The sequence below is a fragment of the Aquimarina sp. MMG015 genome (assembly GCF_018100855.1).
GTDB classification, from domain to species: Bacteria; Bacteroidota; Bacteroidia; order Flavobacteriales; family Flavobacteriaceae; genus Aquimarina; species Aquimarina latercula.
Map to the genome: position 1 here is coordinate 65,305 of NZ_JAGJEB010000004.1, position 17,293 is coordinate 82,597.

Below are 17,293 nucleotides of genomic sequence, written 5' to 3' on the forward strand. Positions count from 1 at the left end.
TCAAATCAGACTTAATGCAGAGGATTTATTTATTTTCCTATTTTTTTTAGTTCTTCTTTTACTATTTCGAAATCATTAAAATCTATCCGTTCTCCATTAGTTTCCTGATAGGTTTCATGACCTTTTCCTGCTATTAAAATAATATCATTCTCTTCGGCAAACTGACAAGCAGTTCTTATTGCTTGTTTTCTATCGGAAATAGATATTATTTTTTTATAATTCTGCGGCTCAACTCCCTTTTCTATATCTTCTATAATCTGCTCAGGATTCTCCGTTCTAGGATTATCACTAGTAAAAACAACCTTATTACTTAATGTTGTAGCGATATTACCCATTACTGGTCTCTTTCCTTTATCTCTATCTCCTCCACAACCTACTACCGTAATCAAAGTTTCGTTATTAGTACGGATGTCATTGATAGTCTCCAAAACATTTTTAAGCGCATCTGGAGTATGAGCATAATCTACTATAGCTGTAATTTTTTTACTAGAAATCAAATATTGAAATCTACCACTAACACTCTCTAGATCACTTAATAACTGTAGAGTCTCCAGTGTTTCTAACCCTAGCAATTCTGCTGTTCCAAAAATTGCAAGAAGATTATATGCATTAAAGCTTCCTATTAGTTTCGTCCAAACATCATTATCATTTATTTTTAACAACAATCCTCCAAGACCATTTTCAAGAATCTGCCCTCTAAAATCCGCATAGGATTTAAGAGCATAAGTATATTGTTTTGCTTTTGTGTTTTGAAGCATGAAGCTTCCATTCTTATCATCCTTATTAGTTAAAGCAAATGCTTTGTTACTTAACTCATCAAAAAATACTTTCTTCACATCTCTATATTCTTTGAAAGTATTGTGGTAATCAAGGTGATCATGTGAAAGGTTTGTAAATACTCCTCCTTCGAAAACCAATCCAGATGTACGTTTTTGATCAATTCCATGAGAACTTACCTCCATAAAACAATACTCAACTCCAGTATCATTCATTTCCTTTAAATATTTATTGATAGTCAAAGAATCGGGCGTAGTATGTGTCGCTTTATATGCGGTATCATCTACTAAAATTTTTACCGTAGACAACAGACCAACTTTATAACCTGCTTTCTTAAAAAGCTGATACAATAATGTAGCAATAGTTGTTTTTCCATTGGTTCCCGTTACTCCAACAAGTTTTAAATTCTCTGAAGGAGATCCATAATAATTAGCAGCAATAATAGCAAGTGCCTTTTGAGCGTCTTCTACCTGAACATACACCAAACCATCTACCAAAAATTCCGGCATGGTTTCGCATACAATAGCAATAGCTCCTTGATTGATTGCTTTCTCTATATAATCATGACCATCTACAACAGTTCCTTTAATTGCTACAAAAACATCGTCATGTTCAATTCTTCTAGAATCAAATTCTACCTTATTAATACTCGTTGCTGTGTTTCCAACAACGGCATCCATAGAAACTTTATATAAAATATCTTTTAATTCGATCACGATAATTCTATCCTAATAGTTTGATTTATTTTTACTTTAGTGCCTGGTTCAATTGATTGACTTTTCACTTTACCAGAGCCTTTTACCTCTACTTTTAATCCCATATTTTCTAAAAGAGAAATTACATCCATCGCCGGCATTCCTTTTAAATTTGGCATTATGGTTTTATACTTTCTTGCTTTCTGAAAGTACTCCTCATAACTCTCAGATATCTCTTCACTTTCTGCGATATCAGCAGAAACTTCATCAATTACAGGTATATCATTATATACTTTTAAAGCAATGGTTTTAAATACGGGCGCTGCTACTATATTTCCGTAATACCCTTTTTCTTTATTTGGTTTATGAATAACTACAATACAAGAATATCTAGGATCATCTGCTGGAAAATATCCAGCGAAAGAAGATATATATTCTCGTTCCTTATCTTTTCCATAATTACCCCAACAAGTCCCTGTTTTTCCAGCTATCTGAAAACTCTCTGTATGTATATTATCAGCAGTTCCTCTCACCACAACATTCTTCATCATTTCCTGAACAATCTTTGCTGTTTCTTTAGAACATATTGCTGAATTAAGAACTTCCTTATCAAATCTTTCTTTGGTTTTATCCCAAGCTTTTACTTCTTTTATAAACCTAGGTTTCACCATCTCTCCGTCATTTGCAATAGCATTATAAAAAGCTAATGTCTGCAGAGGAGTTACAGCTACTCCATATCCATGAGCCATCCAAGGCAATGTAGTACCATACCAATCTTTATCACCTGGATATGGAATCTTTGGCTTACCTTCCCCTTTAATAGATAGTCCCAATGTTTTATGTAATCCCATATTCATTAATCGGTTTACAAATTTCCTTGGATCATCTTTATAATTTGCATCTATAATCTTAGCAAAAGCTGTATTGGATGATAATTCAAATGCTTTTGCAGCTGATATCTTACCATACCCTCCCCATTTAGAATCTTTTACAACTCTATCATAAAACTTAACACGACCATTCTCTGTATCTACTATATAACTAGAATCAATAACCTTATCCTCTAAGGCTGCTACCATTGCCATCAACTTAAAGGTAGAACCTGGTTCGTGTGATTCTCCAACCGCATAATTCAGCTTCTCATAGTACTTCCCAGATTTTGTTCGTCCGAGGTTAGAGATTGCTTTAATCTCTCCTGTTCTTGTTTCCATAACAACCACAGTTCCATGCTCCGCTTCGAATTTCTCTAATTGAGCCAATAAAGCATGGTGAGTAATATCTTGAACATTAACATCAATTGTCGAAATCACATCATACCCATCTTGAGGTTCCACTTCATTAGCATCACCAATAGGTTTCCATTGATTTTTTGCTATTTTTTGCTTTTTACGCTTCCCTTCTTTCCCTCTTAAAAACGGACCGTATGCACCCTCTAATCCAACTCTAGTATAATACCCTTGCTCATCTTGGCGCTCATAACCTACCGTTCGTTCTGCTATTTTTCCAATCGGATGTTCACGAATCGTGCGTTGTTCTACAATAAGCCCTCCTCTATTAGCCCCATATTTAAAGAGAGGAAAACCTTTAACTCTTATGTATTGAGAATACCCTAAATTTCTTTTTATTAAAAAATATCTATTCTTATTATCTCTTGCTCTTCTTAATTTATCATCATAATATTCTGATGATCTTCCGAACTCTTTTGCTAATGCTATAGACAACTCCTTAATATTCTCTCTAAAATCCTTATCCGTAACCGTTACAGCATCAAATCTAATATCATACTTAGGTACTGATGTAGCTAATAAATTACCTTTACTATCATATAAGTTACCGCGATTAGCAGGTATATCAAATGTTCTAAAAACACGCTCTTCTGCTTTTGCACGATACATATCCCCTTCTACAAATTGTGTTTTCACAAGCTTTACCAAAACCAAAATTGCGAAGATAAACATACACCCCGAAATGAAGTATAATCTATTTAATATGTTCTTATCCTTTACTGCCAAAACAACTTACTCTTTTACTATTATTTTTTGTGGTGGTTTCGTTGGTCTTTTAATTCCTTTTTTTGTCATTTTTTCGATTACAGAAGATTCCATTTTTAACTGCATCAATTCTGTTCGTCCATCTACAAATTGCGTTCTTAACTCCCTAACTTCATTATTAAGTTTTGCAATCTCATGGACTTTACTTTCTGCATTATGCGAGCTAGCAATCATAATAATTGCCAAAAACGACAAAAAGAGTAGCATACGCCAATTCTTCATCGCATCATCAGCAATAAGAAATTTTCCTTTTAATATATCGTATACCGTTTGCTTCAAATCTTTTCTGCTATTCTTAGTTTAGCACTTCGCGCTCTATTATTTATTTTAATTTCTTCTTCATTTGGAACAATCAAACCTCCTACTTTCTTAAAAGGAACTGACACATTACCATACAAATCCTTTTCTGGTTCCCCCTCAAATAATCCGCTTCTGATATACCTCTTTACTAATCTATCTTCTAAAGAATGATATGATATCAAACTTATTCTTCCTCCTTTACCTAATACTTCTTCCGTTTGTATAAGAAACTCCTTAAGAACCTCTATTTCTTGATTTACTTCTATTCTTATAGCCTGATATATCTGTGCTAAAATCTTATGTTCTTTATGTCTAACCATAAAAGGTTTCAACACCTCTTTTAGCTCCGCACTAGTTTTAATCGGTTTATCGTTCCTAGAATTAACAATTGCTCTAGCTAGTTTAGGAGCATTTCTTAATTCTCCATACTGCAAAAACATTTTTCTTAAGTCTGATTCATCATATTCATTAATCACATGATAAGCCGATAATTCGCCATCTTGATTCATCCTCATATCCAAGTCAGCTTCAAATCTGGTAGAAAATCCTCTTTCTGCAACATCAAACTGATGAGAGGAAACTCCAAAATCCCCTAAGATTCCATCTGCTTTTTTAACCCCATAAAAACGCAGAAAACGTTTAATGAACCTAAAATTCTCATTAATTAAAACAAATCTATCATCATCGATTGCATTTAGTAACGCATCTTTATCTTGATCAAAAGCATATAATTTACCATTTACTCCTAATCTCTTTAAAATCTCTCTAGAATGTCCTCCTCCCCCAAAGGTGACATCCACATATACACCATCTGGTTTTATCGCAAGACCATCAACGGTTTCTTTTAGTAAAACCGGGTTATGATATTCCATCTGTTTCATCATCTAATCCCATTACTTCTTCTGCGAGATCTGCAAAATCAACAGCGGTATCATCTATCACTTTTTCATATTGAGTTTTATCCCATATCTCAATAATATTGACAGCAGATGACAACACTAACTCCTTAGTAATCCCAGCAAAACTGACTAAATCCTTTGGTATCAAAAGGCGCCCTGTTGAATCTATTTCAACAACTTTAACTCCTGCCGTAAACCTTCGGATGAAATCATTATTTTTCTTTTTGAAGCGGTTTAACTTATTCATCTTTTGCATCAGAAGATTCCATTCTTCCATCGGATACAATTCTAAGCAAGGCTGAAAAACAGCTCTTTTTAGCACAAACCCCTCCTGCAAAACAGGTGAAAGTTGTTTTTTAAAAGCTGCAGGTATCATCAGACGCCCCTTAGCATCTGCTTTACATTCGTATGTACCTATAAGATTTACCACTTTTTCTTTCTTACCTCTATAATTAGTCAAATATATTGAAAAATTTACCACTTTTTACCACAATCTACCACATTGTTAATAAGTTGTCATCAAAAACCAGTCAAAGAAGCATGGATCAACATTAATATTTTGTTAATCAACAGAATATTCTTTTAGCTATAAAATCTTGGTTTTGACGTATTCAGGATCAAAAAAAATGACCGATTAAAAAAAACTAAAAAAATCATATCGCACTATTGATAAAAAATCTTCAAACTAATTATGAAAATGCTATATTTGCTTTTAATTCTTGTAAGAACTATTAATGAAGCACGAATTAAAAAAAGACGGAAAATTTAGTTATCTGGAACTCGGAGAAGGCACGCCAATAGTTATTTTACATGGACTTATGGGCGGTTTAAGTAACTTTGATGGTGTAAGTAATTATTTTCCAGAAAATGGATACAAAGTATTGATACCAGAACTTCCTTTGTATGAAATGCCGTTGATAAAAACCAGCGTAGGTACTTTTGCTAAATACCTTAAAGATTTTATCGATCAACTTGGATACAAAGAAGTAATTCTTTTAGGAAATTCTCTTGGGGGACATATTGGATTATTATGTACTAAGATGTTTCCCAAAAAAGTTAAAGCTTTGGTAATTACAGGAAGCTCAGGTCTATATGAAAGTGCCATGGGAGAAAGTTATCCTAAGCGTGGTGACTATGAATACATTAAAGCTAAGGCAGAAAATGTTTTTTATGACCCTGCAATCGCTACCAAAGAAATTGTTGATGAAGTGTACGCAACAGTTAATGATAGAAATAAGTTAATTAGAACACTTGCTATTGCAAAAAGTGCTATTAGACACAATATGGCTAAAGATCTTCCTAATATGAAGACGCCAACATGTATCATATGGGGTAAAAACGATAATGTTACTCCTCCAGAAGTTGCAGACGATTTCAATAGACTATTACCAGATTCTGACCTTTACTGGATTGACAAGTGTGGACATGCCGCTATGATGGAACACCCTGAGGAATTTAACACTCTATTACATTCCTGGCTTAAAGAACGTAATTTCTAAGCAACAAAATTTATGAAGATTAGCAGTGCTGAATTTGTAATGAGTAACAGCGATGTAGCGAAATGTCCTAAAAACAATTTGCCAGAGTATGCCTTTATAGGAAGATCAAATGTTGGTAAATCCTCTTTAATTAACATGCTAACCAGTCGAAAAAGTCTAGCAAAAACTTCTGGTCGACCCGGAAAAACTCAATTAATAAATCATTTTCTAATTAATAAAAATTGGTTTTTGGTAGACTTACCAGGATATGGCTACGCAAGAGTTTCTAAATCATCTAAAAAAGTATTTCAGAAGTTTATTACTGCATATTTTTCTAAAAGAACTCAACTAGTATCTGCATTCGTATTAATAGATTCGAGACATGAGCCACAAAAAATTGATTTAGAATTTATGCAGTGGCTTGGAGAGAATCAAATTCCTTTTTCCATAATTTTTACTAAAGCTGATAAACTCACAAAAACTAAGTTACCAAGCAATATTGAAGCGTACAAAAATGAAATGTTACAATATTGGGAAGAAATGCCTAATTATTTTATCACCTCCTCTTCATCTGGACTTGGCAAAGAAGAAGTACTAAATTACATAGAAGAAATCAATCAGCAAGTCGCTAAATCTTAGATTAGCTTAACACTAAGAATTTCTATTAGATCTTCTACCGATTTAATAGATTTTAATTCTTCGGATTTAACCAGAATTTCTAATCCACTCTTTTTTTGCTCTAAGATTACTGGAAATATAAGCTCTTGGTATTTAGGTTTTTTATGCTTTTTCAAAAATTCATTTTTATATGAAAAAATCATTGTATTTGAAGATTTCTCTCTAAATACTTTCCAGACTTTCTTTTCCGAAAAATTCCCATGAGTCAAATTACATAGGCCACAAGAATACGTGGATGGACTTATTATCTTATGAGCAAAATCTAAATATTTATTCCAACTACTGGAATCCGCATTATAAACGAATAAAATTGTCCTTTTCAAAATCAATATTTCATCTATTCATGATAACAGCAGGCCAATCAAACTCACTGAACACACAAAAAAATTACTTTTGTTTAAGCTCTAGTTTTTCTGCAAAATAATCACAGAAATCTTTCATTGTAGCTGACATTTTTTCGTCTTGTGTCGCTCTATTAAAAGTTTCACTCATAGAAACTAATGTCTGATGAAAAAATACTTTCATTTCATCCACAGGCATATCTTTTGTCCACAAATCAATACGAAGACTTTCTTTATTTTTATTATCCCATACTGATAATAACATAGCCTTAGTTTCTTCATTCTCTATCCCTCCATCCTTTGCGGTCCAATTTAGTTTTTCCGGAACTTTATTCTCATCAAGTTCTATTTCAATTTTGATTTCGGATTTATGCGTGTTTGCCATTATCTTGCAGGTTTATATTTAGAAGCGTTAAAAATTGTTTCGGCGTCTGTTAGTAATAATTGACGCAAAGATACATTGTTATTTTTCATATATGAACTAACAATCTTCCAACCTATATACTGACCAACCCTATCTGGTGCTTCTTGATCAATTTCCTCCAAATAAAACTTAGAAAAAGGTCCTGGATATAGAAATCGAGGTAGAAGATCTGCCTCTGTACTATATAATAATTGACGATCAATAAAGTACCTCCAAATTTCTTCTTCATTTGCTTCTATCCAAGCAAACTGATCATCTTTATACGCCATTTTCTCGCTATCCTCAAAATCCGGCAAAAACAGGTCTTTCAGATACATTTCTTTCCCATAATATATCATATTTGCTAAAAAAGTTCTGCTTCTAGGAAATTCTACTAATTGTCGAGCATAGATTGTAGCCACATCAGGTAAAATCTGAATTCTAACAAAACGATCCTTTAAATATGCCTGAATACCGCTATAAAAATAATGATCTGATCCTAAATAAGTATCAAGAGAAATAATCAATAAATTATCTGACAATATTACTTTACGCTGGTAATCTACATTAGAGGTAACAGTAATAACCCTAGGCACTGTAACTTCTGGGAAATAATATTTTATATGCTGCAATAGCGATTTTAGTTCCTCTTGCTCATTTGTGAAGTTACTGAACTTCTTTTCTACTTCTCGATTAATCTCTAATTGCAACGTATCCTTAGTCTTCTGTATCCAAATACTATCGTCATATTTTTCTGGAAATAAAAAGGGATATTTAGACTTTACATCTGCTAAATTCTCAGGTGTTACATCCGCAAAAACTCTGTCAAAACGTTCAATTCCAATTTCTACAGGTATTTTTGCTATCTCTTCTTCTATTTTATTTTCATCAGCACAAGACCATATTATGCAAAAAATCACTATTATTTTTAAAAATTTACTATACTTCATTCAAATATTATAATATCTATATAAATAATTACTCTTACTCTTTAACGCTAGCTTTTTTTATTAATTTTATAACCACAAATGTACTATTATCAAATTAGGTTTTATACACTAGTAATAGTTTAAAGACATATCATCTTAATAAAGAATTAAAAAATATAAAATATGCAAACTGAAAAAGTAATTGATCACATTGTAAATTGGCTTAAGGATTATGCTACGAATGCAAATATCAATGGTTTTGTTGTAGGAATAAGTGGTGGAATTGACAGCGCAGTTACCTCTTCTTTATGCGCCAAAACGGGTCTTAATGTATTATGTGTAGAAATGCCTATACACCAGGCTCAAAGTCAAGTAAATCGTGCACAGGAACACATTTCTCAGTTAAAAACTCGTTTTAATAAAGTATCCGATACACGAGTTGACCTTACACCCGTATTTGAAGGGTTTAAAAAATCTGTTCCGGAAGGTGATTCTGAAAGCCGGTTAAACCTTTCTTTAGCTAACACCAGAGCCAGATTAAGAATGACCACATTATACTATTTAGCAGGTCTAAATAGCTACTTGGTTGCGGGTACTGGAAATAAAGTTGAAGATTTTGGTGTTGGTTTTTATACTAAATATGGTGATGGTGGCGTTGATATAAGTCCAATAGCAGATTTATTAAAGAGCGAAGTTTATGAATTAGCAAAGGTATTAGAAGTACCGGAATCGATACAAACTGCTACTCCTACAGATGGTTTATTTGGAGATAGTAGAAGTGATGAAGATCAGATTGGAGCAAGTTACGACGAACTGGAATGGGCTATGAAAATGAAGGATTTAGGTAAGAAAAGTGATGATTTTTCTGACCGAGAGCAAGAAGTTTTCAAGATTTATTCTCGTCTAAATACGGTAAATCAACATAAAATGATACCGATTCCTGTCTGTGAAATACCCGTTAATCTGATTTAATTAACGCTTTATCGATAACTTCATAAAAACAAGTTTACGACTGGTAGTTCTTATTAATTTTGCATGGAAAACAAATATCAGAATTACCCCTAGAGATGTTAACCCTTTAAAACAAAAAATTAACATTTATCAATTGTAAACAAGAATGACAAACGTACTAATCGCAGATCATCATCCTATTACTAGAAAAGGGATCGTTTCTTTACTTAGGAACTCTGAAGATTTTGAAATCATCGGAAAAGTAAGTAATGGAAATGAAATGTATGATATTTTGAAATCTAATACTCCAGATATTTTAATCATGGAATTAGACTTGCCGCAGATCAATGGCATTATGGCATTGCGAACCATAAAAAAAGAATTCACAGGAATTAAAGTTATAATTTTTAGCTCTCACCCTGAAGAAATGTACGCACTAAGTGCTATTAAAGCAGGTGCTTCTGCATATTTATCAAAAACCGTTGCTACAAAAACGCTTAAAAAAGCTATCGAACGTGTAGCGCGTGGTGGTATTTATCTTAATGACAACTTAACTCAGCAGTTGGCGAATGGGAACACCAACGAAAATAACATGGTTGTTAAATACAAAAAGCTTTCTTCTCGAGAAATAGAAGTTTTAAATCTATTATCCTCAGGAAAGCGTAATAAGGATATTGCCAGTACTTTATCTATTAATGAAAAAACGGTAAGTACATACAAAACAAGATTATTAAAGAAACTTAAAGTAGACAATCTAGCTGATTTAATCCATCAATCTAGATTACTACATATCAATTAGATAACTCTATTAAGTTTTCGGTATAATAGTCTTCTTAGAGTATAATAATTATTTATATCCTCTAGGATGTTCCTATTATCTTCAAAATTTTGAGCTTTCACTTCTTGTGAAAGCTCATTTATTTTTTTATTTATTAAGTATCTGCGTAAATTCAGGATTGTATCTGACACATATTGAGAAACAGAATGTTCTTTTTTCTTAACATGTATCTCCATATCCGACCATCTATGAAGTGCATGGCGTTCTTCGTCCATCATAATCTCCGTAATTTCATAAGCTACTTCTGGAGGTATTTGATTTATAAAATGATCAATCTTAAAATTTTCTTGCTGATTTAATTGATCTATTAATATTTTATACACTTCTTTAAAAGTGCTTTGAGTAAACTCAATTTCATCTTCTTGAAGATCCAAGTATATTTTCTCAAAAACTTTGGTAGTGTATAATTCTGGCTCTAAAAACAACTCTCCTTCATCATTTTCTTTCATCACTAAATCCTCAAATTCCTCTTCATTAGTGCCATATAATAGTAGAATTTCAATAATTTTTTTCTCTAAACCATTTTGCTCATTAATCTTAGGTTGTTGCTGAGTTTGCTGTTTTACAACTTCTAAAGGTTTCTCGGACTGCTTCTGCTGTTTTCGTTGATCTTTGATATCAACATTTCTGAGTTGAGCTAAAGTATCAAATAACACATCTTCTGAGATATCCATAATGCGAGAACACTCTTGCACATAAATTTCTCTTTTAATTACGTCAGGAATTTTAGAAATACTAACAACCATATCCCTTACCAATTCTGCTTTCTTAATCGGATCTGTTTTAGATTCTTCCTGAAGCAATGAAGCTTTAAACCTAATAAAATCTTGAGCATTTTCCTGAAGATAAACAGTCAACTCCTCCAAAGTATTCTGTTTCGCAAAACTATCAGGATCCTCGCCATCAGGAAAGCTACAAACTTTCACATTCATCCCTTGTTCTAGAATCAAATCGATACCTCTGATTGATGCACGCATACCAGCAGCATCACCATCAAATAAAACTGTAATATTTTTAGTAAGTCTATTTATTAATCTGATTTGATCCGAAGTCAGGGCTGTTCCAGATGAAGAAACAACATTCTTCACTCCTGTTTGATGAAACTGAATTACATCAGTATACCCTTCTACAAGAAAACAATTATCTTCTTTTGCTATCGATTGTTTTGCATGGTAGATACCATAAAGCACCTTACTTTTATGATAAATATCACTCTCAGGAGAATTTAAATATTTTGCGGCTTTTTTCTCGTTAGTTAAGATCCGCCCTCCAAAACCTAATACTCGACCAGACATAGACTGAATAGGAAACAAAACCCTTCCCTTAAATCGATCAAATTGTTTTTCTTCCTTAATTATAGTGAGCCCAGTTTTTTCCAAAAACTCGAGCTTATATCCTTTTCTTATAGCTTCAGAAGTAAAAGCATCCCAGGTATCAGGAGAATATCCTAGACCAAACTTTTGTATAGTTTCAGTCGTAAATCCTCTTTCTTTAAAATAAGATAATCCTATAGCCTTACCTTGTTCTGATTTATGTAAAATATTCTGGAAGAAAGTATTAGCAAATTCACTAACAAGATACATACTTTCTCTTTCATTAGCTTGTTCTTTTTGCTCATCAGTTTGCTCTGTCTCCTCTATTTCTATATTATATTTTTTAGCCAAATATTTTATCGCTTCAGGGTAGGTGAAATGCTCATGTTCCATAAGAAATGCAACGACATTACCACCTTTTCCACTCGAAAAATCCTTCCATATTTGTTTAACAGGCGATACCATAAAAGAAGGTGTTCGCTCTTCACTAAAAGGACTCAATCCTTTAAAGTTACTACCCGATTTTTTTAGCTGGACAAAATCCCCTATCACTTCTTCTAGTCGTGCAGTTTCAAATACAGCATCTATGGTTGATTTATGAATCATTAAGCAAAAAACATAACGTTATATAGCCAACAAAAATAACATAATTAATAGATTCATTCCTTTCTAATAATATAAACAAAGAGGCTGCCTTAAAAAAGACAGCCTCCTTGTGGCTAAATTATATTTTTAAATAATTTATTATTCAGCAACAACAAACTTTCTAGTTATCTCTAATTCTTCTTTATTAGAAACAAAACGAATAAAATATGTCCCTGAAGCTAAGTTACTTATATCAATTTGCTTTTGAGTTCCTTGGTTAGAAATTTCTTTCACCAATTGACCATACATAGAAAATATCTTAACATTATCGATTGATCTATTCCCTGTAGCTACATTAAGAGTTCCTGTAGCAGGAATAGGATAAATTTTGAAAGCATCAGCGTCTTCTGATCTAAGATCACTTAATGGATAAGTATCTATTCTAGCTCCTGATCCTTCTACACAGAAATCAGTAGCCTCTGAAGCGGTAAATTCTCCTCCACTTACAATAGTACCAGCATCACTAGATAGTGTATATGAACCGTTTCCAAATCCACAGCAAATTCCATCGCCAAATGAATCAGAAATTGTAAATGTGTAGGTACCATTTCCTAAGTCAGAAATAGTCTCAGTAACAGTAGATCCGTCAGGATTAGCAGTAGAATAACTCTCAGAAGCAACCACACTTCCTTCAGAATCTGTTAACGTCCAGGAAGTTTCTTGTGGATAGTTATCAAAAGTAATACTTAAGGTAACATCTCCAGAAACACAATCTCCACCGCCTGTTCCACCATCAGCTGTTACTTGCACATTATCTATTGCTGCATCAGCTCTCCAAGTACCACCAGTAACTCTATTAAATCTTAATTGCACACCTGTACCTGCATAATCAGCTAAATCAATACTAGCAGTTTGCCAAGAATTACCTTGGTTTCCACTTCTTGTCCAAATACTAGCCCAAGTTACACCTTCATCATTACTTGCTTCTACACTAAGAGATCCAAAGTCATTTGCACCAAACATATGATACTGGAATGAGAAAGAAGCAGAAGTAGCTCCTGTAAGATCAAAACAAGGAGATGTTAAAATTGCTTGCTTATTAGGGAACCCTGTACCACTACCTGAAGCTTCTACATATATATAATTAGATCCATCCACAGCACTAGAAGGACCTGTTCTATTTGATGGAGTTCCATTAGCATCTACAGTCCAATCAAGATCATCACCTGAATTTTGTATCCAATCTCCAAGACCAGCCTCAAAACTTTCTGCGTATGGAGGCAATACACCACCTAAACATCCTGAAGCCGCTGGTGTTGTTACACTCGTTGCATCACTTGCTACAGATTCATTTCCTGCCGCATCTTTTGCTATAACAGTAAATTCATAGGTAGTTTCTGCAGTTAACCCTGTAATTACAACAGTAGTATCAGAAACTGTAGCTACTACTACACCATCTTGTAATACATCATATTCTGCTACACCAACATTATCGGTTGAAGCATCCCAACTAAGCGTTGTTTGACCTGCAGTAGTATTCGAAGCAGTCAAATTCGCAGGAGCAGTTGGAGCTTCCGTATCAGGAGCTTCTGTAGTTACTGATAGCGCTGCACTAGCTGCAGATTCATTTCCTGCAGCATCTTTAGCTACAACAGTAAAGTCATAAGATGTAGATGGTGTTAATCCAGTTATATCTGCAGAAGCCGTAGCAACTGTAGTTACTAAAGTTCCATCTTGAAATACATCATATGCTGTAACTCCGATATTATCTGTAGAAGCATCCCAACTAATTGTTGTAGAAACATCTGTAGTATTAGAAGCCACTAAGTTCGTCGGAACTGTTGGAGCTTCTGTATCTGGAGTATCTGGTTCTAGTTTAAAAGCAACTACATGACTTCTTCTAACATTAGGAGCTGGCCCTTTCATATATTCACCAATATGCCAGAAGGTCATATCATCCGTAGGATCTATTGTCATTTGAGCATAATCCCCATAACGTCCATCACCTCTGTTATTTTGAGCATCCCCATCAACAACACTTTGTTCCACTAGTGTCATTGTTCCTGAAGGATCACTTGCTAATCGTCCAGTATATCGTATCGATGTAAATACAGTACTACTTACTACTGTATAAGCAAGACCTATATTACCCTGTGCATCTTGTGCTATACTACCACAAAAAGCACTCAAACCATCTGGTTGCACATACGTACCTTCTTGGAAAATAGTCCATGGTTGACCATCACCAGTTTGTCTTAATTCATACCAACGAATACCTGCAAGACTATCCGTACCATCTAAATCTACTACAAAATTTAGTACAATAGAGTTATGCGTTCCAAAACGTCTATAATTTGTCATATACATCATAGTAGCTTGTAATGCATCTATATCAGGTCCATTGCCTGGTTCATCCAAATTCTGGAAAGACCCACCATCAAATACACTATCAAAAGGTGTAGTATCAATTTCTTGAGGTTGAGAAATAGTTGAATTAGCAATATTTGTCCAATCTACGTCGGTTGTCCATACTTTTATATGATCCTGAGATACTCCTGCCCATGCATCATCTTGTAAATATAAAATTGAATGCCCTACTCCCACTGGTGGTAAGTTAGGACCTGTAGAGTTTGATCCACCTGGGCTATAAAAACCACTCGTTGAAACGCCTGGCAACGGAAAACCTACAAATTGAGCATTTGGATCTCCAGCTAACATTAAATCTCTTTCTAAAGCATATACCACTTGACTAGTATCAGCTGAGTTTTGATCTTTATTAGCTGTGATATAATATCCATCACTCCAAATAGATAATTTTTCATAATCCGGAAACGATCCTGTATTAAATCGATAAGTAAACCATCCGTCATTCACTGGATCAGGTCCTTGTCCTATCGCTAGTAAAATACCATTTGGAGTATTACTAAATTCCATAATGATAAATCTATCAGCATAGTTATCATATACCACTATAGGATCTCCTAAAGTTTCGCCAGGAAATAAAGTACCTAAAGATGCTTCTGGCACTAATACATTACCTGATCTATCCAAAATACCAAAACCTGAGTTAAATGCATACACATAATGATTTGGTCCAATAGCACCTGTAGGATCATTTAGTACTGTACCAATATGAGCATCAAAAGAAGCAACTTGAGTACTAGTAGCGGTTCTGGTAGTGTTATTTTTTTGTCTAGCCATTAAAGGATCATTCTGACCAACGGCCGGTACTCCTTTTCCTGGAACAAAAGTATTAGAGCCTAACCTTTTTGGTGGAGCGGTATGTTCCATTCCTTTCGCAGCAATGATATTATCCATTTTTGACAATGCAGGTACGCTTCTCACGTATTCAGCTTTACCTAACAAGCTGGCTTTTTGGGGGTTTTGTTGAGCTATAAGCCCAAGACTACAAAGCATAAAAAATGCTACATAATAGAATTGTGTTTTCATATCTAAAATTTGGTTAACAGTTACATAGTTATATACCAATTTTTAGCATAAGTAGTATTTCAAAAACTTGTACTTGGGCAAATACAAGCCTGACTGGACTATTAAAAAAACCTTTATAATTTGACTATCAAAAGGGATTCTAAATATATACTATTTAGATTAAGAATAAAAAAAAATACATGTCATAAAATACTTACAATCAATAACTTACTTTAAAACCGTAACGTTTTTAAGGTATATATCTTCATTTTTATATTTAACAGTTAACGATTTATTGTTTATTATTTAACAAAAATAAAACTACTCTACTTTTCATAGTATTTTAATAGAGTATTCTTGACACCCTGCTAAATCTCAATAAAATAACTCACATATTTTTTTAAAAACAAAAAAGAGTTGTGATTACACACAACTCTTTTCCCCATAAAAAACGGTTAACACTTAAAAAATAAATTATAATAAAATTTGTTCTCGTTCTAATTCCAAAATAAAAATTGAATAGAGAACCTTACCGATTATGGTTATTATCAAAGGTCAAAACGCAACCCCAACGACACATTGTTCTGATCAACGGTCGCATTTTTGAATATTGGAGATAAATCATACTTAGCATATATAGACATATCACCAAAACCAATATAGGTACTTAATCCATATATTAAATCGCTAGTATTATAATCTCTTTTTATTTTATCTTTAATTCTATCTCCATCTTCCTTATATTTTAATTTTTGTCTTGTACTAATGTTCGCTCCTACATATCCTCCCAATCCAATTCTAAATTTTCCATGTGTTTCGAACCTTAATTTTTCTTCAGTTTCTACTTTTTTTGAAGCACCAAACTCTAAATGTAAAGGCACTACGATATTATCCATTCTAAATTTAGATTTATCCAACTCCACTCTAAACTCTTCTAATTCCGTTTGATCTCCGTTTTGCACAAAATATCTATTATCTGTAGGCTTTAACCCGTTAGATTGATATGAAATCCCGTATTTAACCCTCATAAAGTTTGAATTCTTAAAAACCCTTGTTTTCCAAGCTAATCCTATCTCAAAAAACCTACTACCGGCTATTTTATAGTCAGAATCATCCAACGATTGCCCATCGACTATTGCATTATTTAATCCAAAAGCTACTACTAAATCTGAATATGTTCTTCTATCATATCGTACCTTGGTCTTCTTTCCATTTTTTACATTAATCCCAAATAAAATGTCTCCATCATCTCTATCTTTTGCCCCTATACCAATGGACAATTTGGTTTTACCATTTAAATAATTAATATCATTTCGTTCTAATAATGCTATTTGATTATCAACAATTACTAATCTATTTTCGATATTTAAAGCATGTTTTTGAGCAGCAATTTCTTTTAACTCTTGCGCTTCTGCTGTAGTTAACTCTCCTTTTACCAATCGCTCGTTAATAGCTTCTACTTCTTTCTTTAAACTCTCTTTTTCCGATAATACTATTTCTTCTTTTTGCTGTTTTAATATTTCTATTTCTTCTGAATTATTTACATCCTGCGCATTTAAAAAATGGACACTAAGTGACATGGTCGTTAACACGACATACATTATTATTGTTCTCATAAAAAATTTG

The 17,293-nt window shown here is 33.3% G+C and carries 15 protein-coding genes; 4 read left to right on the plus strand and 11 right to left on the minus strand.

Annotated features, from left to right (window positions below; all coding sequences use genetic code 11):
• Positions 1-29 precede the first annotated feature (29 nt).
• The 5 genes from J8L88_RS09140 to mraZ are packed head-to-tail and all read right to left on the minus strand — an operon-like array spanning position 30 to position 5,152.
• Positions 30-1,493 carry a UDP-N-acetylmuramoyl-L-alanyl-D-glutamate--2,6-diaminopimelate ligase gene (locus tag J8L88_RS09140; protein ID WP_211060576.1) on the minus strand — a complete coding sequence of 488 codons (1,464 nt, stop codon included), beginning with the start codon at positions 1,491-1,493 and terminating at the stop codon, positions 30-32.
• On the minus strand, positions 1,490-3,430 hold the full coding sequence (locus J8L88_RS09145; RefSeq protein ID WP_247666450.1) for a penicillin-binding protein: 1,941 nt from the start codon (positions 3,428-3,430) through the stop codon (positions 1,490-1,492). Before J8L88_RS09145 ends, J8L88_RS09140 begins: the two co-directional genes overlap by 4 nt.
• 60 nt (positions 3,431-3,490) lie before the next feature.
• Positions 3,491-3,802 (minus strand): FtsL-like putative cell division protein, encoded by a 312-nt coding sequence (locus tag J8L88_RS09150; RefSeq protein WP_108801995.1) that lies wholly within the window; start codon positions 3,800-3,802, stop codon positions 3,491-3,493.
• Positions 3,799-4,695: a 16S rRNA (cytosine(1402)-N(4))-methyltransferase RsmH gene (gene rsmH, locus J8L88_RS09155; RefSeq protein WP_027393113.1), complete on the minus strand. Its 897-nt coding sequence runs from the start codon at positions 4,693-4,695 to the stop codon at positions 3,799-3,801. The genes J8L88_RS09150 and rsmH overlap by 4 nt, the downstream gene beginning before the upstream one ends.
• Positions 4,682-5,152, minus strand: coding sequence for a division/cell wall cluster transcriptional repressor MraZ (mraZ, locus tag J8L88_RS09160; RefSeq protein WP_027393112.1), 471 nt, complete (start codon positions 5,150-5,152; stop codon positions 4,682-4,684). The genes rsmH and mraZ overlap by 14 nt, the downstream gene beginning before the upstream one ends.
• 304 nt (positions 5,153-5,456) lie before the next feature.
• Between mraZ and J8L88_RS09165 the strand changes: the two genes are divergently transcribed.
• A complete protein-coding gene (locus tag J8L88_RS09165) occupies positions 5,457-6,221 on the plus strand; it encodes an alpha/beta fold hydrolase (protein WP_118389153.1) in 765 nt (254 codons plus the stop codon).
• 12 nt (positions 6,222-6,233) lie between these two features.
• Positions 6,234-6,839 (plus strand): ribosome biogenesis GTP-binding protein YihA/YsxC, encoded by a 606-nt coding sequence (gene yihA / locus J8L88_RS09170; protein ID WP_027393110.1) that lies wholly within the window; start codon positions 6,234-6,236, stop codon positions 6,837-6,839.
• Here yihA and J8L88_RS09175 read toward each other — a convergent pair.
• From J8L88_RS09175 to gldB, 3 genes are all read right to left on the minus strand, one after another.
• On the minus strand, positions 6,836-7,201 hold the full coding sequence (locus J8L88_RS09175) for a GTPase (RefSeq protein WP_147404004.1): 366 nt from the start codon (positions 7,199-7,201) through the stop codon (positions 6,836-6,838). The genes yihA and J8L88_RS09175 overlap by 4 nt on opposite strands.
• Before the next feature lie 64 nt (positions 7,202-7,265).
• On the minus strand, positions 7,266-7,604 hold the full coding sequence (gene gldC, locus J8L88_RS09180; protein WP_027393108.1) for a gliding motility protein GldC: 339 nt from the start codon (positions 7,602-7,604) through the stop codon (positions 7,266-7,268).
• Complete coding sequence (gene gldB / locus J8L88_RS09185) at positions 7,604-8,572, minus strand: gliding motility lipoprotein GldB (protein WP_211060578.1); 969 nt, start codon at positions 8,570-8,572, stop codon at positions 7,604-7,606. Before gldB ends, gldC begins: the two co-directional genes overlap by 1 nt.
• A 162-nt stretch (positions 8,573-8,734) precedes the next feature.
• On the opposite strand from gldB, the gene nadE reads away from it, so the two are divergent.
• Positions 8,735-9,523, plus strand: coding sequence for an NAD(+) synthase (nadE, locus tag J8L88_RS09190; RefSeq protein WP_027393106.1), 789 nt, complete (start codon positions 8,735-8,737; stop codon positions 9,521-9,523).
• A 145-nt stretch (positions 9,524-9,668) separates the two neighbouring features.
• Complete coding sequence (locus tag J8L88_RS09195; protein ID WP_091407582.1) at positions 9,669-10,301, plus strand: response regulator transcription factor; 633 nt, start codon at positions 9,669-9,671, stop codon at positions 10,299-10,301.
• On the opposite strand, the gene dnaG is transcribed toward J8L88_RS09195, so the two are convergent.
• The 3 genes from dnaG to J8L88_RS09210 form a co-directional block, all read right to left on the minus strand.
• Entirely contained in the window at positions 10,298-12,259 is a 1,962-nt protein-coding gene (gene dnaG, locus J8L88_RS09200) for a DNA primase (RefSeq protein WP_211060579.1), read from the minus strand. The two genes, J8L88_RS09195 and dnaG, sit on opposite strands and share 4 nt — an antisense overlap.
• 138 nt (positions 12,260-12,397) lie before the next feature.
• Entirely contained in the window at positions 12,398-15,688 is a 3,291-nt protein-coding gene (locus J8L88_RS09205) for a fibronectin type III domain-containing protein (RefSeq protein WP_211060580.1), read from the minus strand.
• A gap of 527 nt (positions 15,689-16,215) precedes the next feature.
• Positions 16,216-17,283 (minus strand): hypothetical protein, encoded by a 1,068-nt coding sequence (locus tag J8L88_RS09210; protein WP_211060581.1) that lies wholly within the window; start codon positions 17,281-17,283, stop codon positions 16,216-16,218.
• Positions 17,284-17,293 lie beyond the last annotated feature (10 nt).